Annotated in this window: 4 protein-coding genes; 2 read left to right on the top strand and 2 right to left on the bottom strand. The window is 72.8% G+C overall.

Translation table 11 applies throughout. The features are described from left to right. Positions 1-440 precede the first annotated feature (440 nt). Positions 441-1,142 (bottom strand): hypothetical protein, encoded by a 702-nt coding sequence (locus tag AB0M83_RS47990; protein WP_364529353.1) that lies wholly within the window; start codon positions 1,140-1,142, stop codon positions 441-443. A gap of 222 nt (positions 1,143-1,364) precedes the next feature. Between AB0M83_RS47990 and AB0M83_RS47985 the strand changes: the two genes are divergently transcribed. Together AB0M83_RS47985 and AB0M83_RS47980 are read left to right on the top strand one after the other, a co-directional pair. Beyond that, positions 1,365-2,705, top strand: coding sequence for an NAD(P)/FAD-dependent oxidoreductase (locus AB0M83_RS47985; RefSeq protein WP_364529350.1), 1,341 nt, complete (start codon positions 1,365-1,367; stop codon positions 2,703-2,705). An 87-nt stretch (positions 2,706-2,792) separates the two neighbouring features. Continuing rightward, positions 2,793-3,998, top strand: a complete 1,206-nt coding sequence (locus tag AB0M83_RS47980) for a glycosyltransferase (RefSeq protein ID WP_364529347.1) — start codon at positions 2,793-2,795, stop codon at positions 3,996-3,998. 43 nt (positions 3,999-4,041) lie between these two features. Here the strand turns inward: AB0M83_RS47980 and AB0M83_RS47975 are convergent, their stop codons facing one another. Beyond that, positions 4,042-5,553 carry an alpha/beta fold hydrolase gene (locus AB0M83_RS47975; protein ID WP_364529344.1) on the bottom strand — a complete coding sequence of 504 codons (1,512 nt, stop codon included), beginning with the start codon at positions 5,551-5,553 and terminating at the stop codon, positions 4,042-4,044. Positions 5,554-5,878: the final 325 nt, after the last annotated feature.

Genomic DNA, 5,878 nt, shown 5'->3' with positions numbered 1-5,878 from the left:
GTCTCAAGCCGACCACCGCGCGACCGCGGCAGAACAACCAGCCGCACAAAAACCCGGCTACGGCCAGCTTCCCGCCCACCATCGCACCCCCACGCGGTGCGGAAGGGCTCAAGCCGACCACCGCGCGACCGCGGCAGAACAACCAGCCGCACAAAAACCCGGCTACGGCCAGCTTCCCGCCCACCATCGCACCCCCACACGGCACGGCGAGACCCAAGCCGGCCACCGCGGCCACAGCAGAACAACCGCCCGCCGCGGACAACCCCGGCGCTCCACTCACCGTGCGACCGCGGCGAAACAGCCGTCCGCAAGGAAATCCAGCCGCGGCCGGCTTCCGGCTCATCGCCCGGCCGCGGCGAGACTTCCGGCCGTCGCGAACGACTCGGACACCCGCGATCCGCCGGTCATCGCGTGGTCCGGGCAAGTCCACGCACCCCGGCTCACCCGGCCACCCCGGCCAAGCGCCGCTCCGGGGACTCGCCCTCCGCCACCGCGCCGCCCGGGCCCGGCAGCTGCAACCGCACCGACAACGACCTCGCCGCCGCTCCGCGGCCACGGCTTGTCGCCACCACGTCGCGGGCCCTCAAGTGGCCGTAGCCGTCCGGGGTCAGGCCGTGCCAGCGACGTCCCGAGACGCGCAGCTCCAGGTCCGCGCCCGGCCACGGGCCCACCGTCAGCAGCACCGTGCCGCGGTTGCGCACCCGGCCCGCCAGCCGGCGGGCCAGCTGCGGCTGGACGTCGACCGGCCCGAGCACCACCAGGTCGAACCCGTCCACCAGGGCCGACAGCACGCCCGTCAGCTCCGCGCCGGGGTGCGGCACCAGCGCGAGCCGCTCGAGGTCGACGCCGAGCTCCGCCGCCGCGGCCAGGCCCAGCTCGGGGAGCGCCGTCACCGCCGCCCAGGAACCGTCGCGGGTCGCCGCCGCCAGCAGCGCGAGCACCAGGGACATCGCGCCGCCCACCGCGACCGTGCTGCCGCGCCTCAACCCGCCGCCCGGCAGCAACCGCGCCAGCGGCGGCAGCACCGACAACGACTCGGGCGACCCCGAAACCGAACCCGAAACCGGCCCCGGACTCAGCTGCGCCGCCGTGCGGACACCCGGGATCGCCGTGAGCCCGGCCAGCGCCTCCGGCACCGCCACCACCGCTCACCTCCAGCACCACGTACTCGCACCGGAGACACCCGCGAAGCCGCGGGCGAACCCAGGAGAAGTTGTCGAACACTTGTTCGCATAGTGCGAGACGAGCGCCCCCGCTGTCAAGCCGGGGGTCACCCCGCCGGGGCAGGGCCGCTGTGACGCGGATCCCTGTCACGCCGTCCGCCACCACCTCGTCCAGGGGGTGAAGCGAGAAAAGAGGACGAGATGCGCCGGATCCTGATCGTCGGCGGTGGTTACGCCGGGTTCTACGCCGCCTGGAAGCTGGAAAAGAAACTCCGGAAACACGAGGCCGAGGTCACCCTCGTCGACCCACGGCCCTACCTGACCTACCAGCCCTTCCTGCCCGAAGTCGTCGCCGGGGCGGTCGAAGCGCGGCACGCCGCCGTGTCGCTGCGGCGGCACCTGCGCCGCACCCGCGTCATCGCGGGCACCGTCACCGCCATCGACCACGCGCACCGCGTCGTCACCGTGCGGCCCACCGACGGCGACGCCTTCGAGCTCGGCTACGACCTCGTCGTCGTCACCGCCGGGGCCGTCACCCGCAAACTGCCCGTGCCGGGTGTCGCGGAAGAGGCGATCGGCCTCAAGCACGTCGAAGAGGCCGTCGCGATCCGAGACCGGCTGCTGACCTCGTTCGACCGCGCCGCGGTGCTGCCGGCCGGCCCGCTGCGCCGCAAACTGCTCACCGTCACCTTCGTCGGCGGTGGCTTCTCGGGTGTCGAGGGCTTCGGCGAGCTGCTGTCGCTGGCGACCGCGCTGCTCAAGCGCTACCCCGAACTGCACCGCGACGAGCTGCGGTTCCACCTCGTCGAGGCCTCGGGCCGCATCCTGCCCGAGGTCACCGACCGGCCGGGACGCTGGGTCGTGCGCGAGCTGGAACGGCGGGGCGCCCGCGTCCACCTGGACACGCTCGTGACGTCGGCGACCGGCGGGCACGTGACGCTCTCGACGGGCGAGGAGTTCGACTCGGAGCTGATCGTGTGGACGGCCGGCAACGGCGCCAACCCCGTCCTCGGCAAGCACACCGACCTCCCGGTCGACGAGCGCGGGCTGGTCGTCGTGCGGCCGGACCTGCGGGTCGAGGGCGTGGCCGATGCCTGGGCGGCCGGTGACGACGCCGCGGTGCCCGACCTCGCCTCGCCGGTCCCCGGCGCGCGGACGGTACCCAACGCGCAGCACGCCTACCGGCAGGGAAAGCTGCTGGCCCGCAACATCATCGCGACCCTGCGCGGCCGGAAGCCGAAGCCGTACGTCCACCACAGCCTCGGTGCCATCGCGACGCTGGGACTCGGGCGCGGCATCTTCCAGTACCGGCGCCTGGTGGTCACGGGGCTGCCCGCGTGGCTCATGCACCGCGGCTACCACGTGCTGGCCGTGCCGAGCTGGGAACGCAAGATCCGCGTGCTCGCGGTGTGGCTGACCGCCGCGCTGTCCGGGCGGGACATCCTGTCGCTGGCTTCGGTGCAGCACCCGCGCGACGCGTTCGTCAGCGGCGGAGACCGTCCGGAGTGGAACGAAGAACTCCCCGCCCCCTTCAAGGTATAGCCGAACCCGGGGCTTGCGGCAAGGCCGGGGTGATCCCCCACAATGGCCCGCCTGACGCCATCACCAGGGAAAACGGGGGAACGCTCAATGCGCGTGCTGTTGACGACATGGGGTTCACGAGGGGACGTCGAGCCGCTGGCCGGGCTCGCGGTGGCCCTGCGGGAGCTGGGCGCGGACGCGGTCGTGTGCGCACCGCCGGACGACGACTTCGGCCGGCTGCTGGCGCGGGCGGACGTGCCGCTGGTGCCGCTGGGCCCGACGGTCCACTCGATCGTCGCCAATCCGAAGCCGCCGACGGCCGAGGACGCGTTCAAGCTCGCGCCGCAGCTGGTCGACGCGCGGTTCGAGACGCTCACGGCGGCGGCCGAAGGGTGTGACGCGCTGCTGGCGACGGGCCTGATGCCGGCCGGCGCGCGGGACGTGGCCGACCACCTGGGCCTGCCGTACGTGTTCGCGTGCTTCCACCTGCTGGGGCTGCCGTCGCGGCACTTCCCGCCGGGGGCGCGGCCGGGCACGCCGTCCTCGCCGGACGAGACCGACAACCGGGTGCTGTGGCAGCAGGACGCCGAGCGCGTCGACGCCCTGTACGGCCCGGCCGTGCGAAAGCACCGTGTGGCGCTCGGCCTGCCGCCGGTGGACAACGTCCGCGACTACGTCTTCACCGAGCGGCCGTGGCTGGCCGCGGACCCGCTGCTGTGCCCGTCGGAGGGCAAGACCGACCTCGACATCGTGCAGACGGGGGCGTGGATCATGCCCGACGACCGGCCCCTGCCGGACGGGCTCGAAGAGTTCCTCGACGACGGCGAGCCGCCGGTGTACGTCGGCTTCGGCAGCATGGCCGCGTACGCGCCGGAGGGCATCGCGCGGACCGCGATCGAGGCTGCCCGCGCGCGCGGCCGCCGGGTCGTCCTCGCTCGCGGCTGGGCCGGCCTGTCCCCGATCGACGACGCCGCCGACTGCTTCGCCGTCGGCGAGGTCAACCAGCAGGCGCTGTTCCGCCGGGTGGCGGCCGTCGTGCACCACGGCGGTGCGGGCACCACGACGACGGCGGCCCGGGCCGGCGCGCCCCAGGTGGTGGTCCCCCGGATCGCGGACCAGCCGCACTGGGCCGCGCGGGTGGCCGAGCTGGGCATCGGCGCGGCCCACCTCGACCCGTCGCCGACCGTCGAATCCCTGTCCGCCGCGCTGGCCACGGCGCTCGCTTCGGAAGAGCGGGCCAAGGCCGTGGCCGGCGAAATCCGGCCCGACGGCGCGATGGTGGCCGCGAAACAGCTCGTCGAGCTGGCCGGCTGAGCGTGCGGGCCTCGCCGGAACTCCCGGCGAGGCCCGCCCCGGTTCAGCCCGCGAACGGGCTCGCGTCGATCGAACAGGTCTTGCCCGCGGCCGGGAACGCCCCGGAGATCAGGTAGTCCCGCTTCACCTGCTCGGTGCACGTGCTGGGCACGTACATCGACGAGTGCCCGTACCCCTCGGTCACGAACACCCGGGCGCGCGCCAGTTCCGCGGCGCCGTCGCGGGCCCCGGCCAGCGGCGTCGACGGGTCGTAGCGGTTGTTCAGCACCAGGATCTCCGCCGACGTCGGGCGGTTCCACGGGCCGGTGTACCGGTCCGCCGCCTGCCCCTTCCAGAACGCGCAGCTCATCATGTCCAGCACCGCGATCCGGCCGAAGTACGGGACCCGCTGGTCCTCGGACTCCGCGTACCGGCTGTAGACCGCCGGATCCGTCGGCACATCGCTGTCACCGCACTGGATCGCGTTGAAGGCTTCGGTGCGGTTGGACGTGTACGGCTCGCCCGCCTTGGCCACCCGCGCGGTCGCCGTGTCCTTCGCGTCGTACAGGCGCTGCAACAGCGAAGCGATGTCCGGCCAGCCCCGCGAGTCGGACAGGTCCGCCGCCGCGTTGATGATCCCGGAGTACGTCCACGTTTCGCCGTCGGCGGTGATCGGCGCCCGCTTGGCCCGCGCGGTGATCGCGGCCCACTTCGCCTTCGGGTCGCCCGAGGAGAACGCGCACTTCGGCCCGGCTTCCGTGCACAGGCGCAGGAACTGGTCGAACGTCTGCGCAATGCCGGTGGCGACGTCCTGCCGGGTGTCCAGCGGGACGCTCTTGCCGCTGCCGTCGTGGCCGGTCGCGTTGCCTGCGAAGTCCATGGTGCCGTCGAACACCATGGCACGGATGCGGTTCGGGAACAGGTTCGCGTACGTGGCCCCGAGCTGGGTCCCGTAGGAAATGCCGTGGTAGGTCAGCTTCGCGTCGCCGACCGCGCGGCGCAGCAGCTCGAGGTCCCGCGCGGTGTCGGCCGTCGAAACGTGGTCGAGGATCGGGCCGGCGTTCGCCGCGCAGCGATCGGCGAGCTCCTTCGACTTGGCGTAGAAGGCCGCGTTGCCGCTCGGGTCACCGGGCATTTCCGGGAAGGAGCCGAAGAACGACTCCTGCTCGGCCAGCGAGCCGAAGCACCGGACGGCGGTGCTGTTCGCGATCCCGCGCGGATCCCACGACACGACGTCGAACCGCGCGCGCAGCTGGTCGGAGAACAGCCACGGCCACTTCCCGCGCTCCCGCAGCCGTTGCAGGCCGGACGCGCCCGGGCCGCCGAAGTTCACGAAGAGCGTGCCGATCTTGTGCGTGGGATCGGTGGCCGGCAGCTTGATCAGCGCGAGGTCGATCTTCGCGCCGGACGGCCGGTCGTAGTCCAGCGGCACCTCGGCGGTGGAGCATTGGAAGCCGTCCTCGCAGCCGGTCCAGTTCAGTTTCGGTGCCGGAACGCTGTCGACGGAGGCCGAAGCCACGGCCGGTCCGGCCACGACGGCCATCGAGACGCCGAGCGCGACGACCACGCCGCGCACGATGCCTCCCCCAGGAAAACGACGCACGAAGAACCCTTTCGTCGAAGAGAAACGATCACCTCCACAGACGCCGGGCGGCCGTCGAGGTTCCACGAGTCATTCGCGGCACGGCCGGAGAGGGTTCCCGGAGCGGTGATTCGGTCGGCAGGCAGGTCATGAACGACTCGTTCATGACGTCCGGACCGGCCCGCGACGCCGGCGAAGTCGCCCTTCGCCGACCGGCTGCCCGCGGAGGTCGGGTCGCGTTGCCTTGAATGACTCATTCAACTCCCGCGTCCACCAGTGTGTCCAGCACCAGCCGCTCCGGCTGGCGCAGCCGGGTCAT

The sequence above is a fragment of the Amycolatopsis sp. NPDC051106 genome (genome assembly GCF_040682775.1).
Classification (GTDB): Bacteria; Actinomycetota; Actinomycetes; order Mycobacteriales; family Pseudonocardiaceae; genus Amycolatopsis.
The sequence above is the reverse complement of the archived record's forward strand: the minus strand, read 5'-3'. Positions and strand labels throughout refer to the sequence as shown.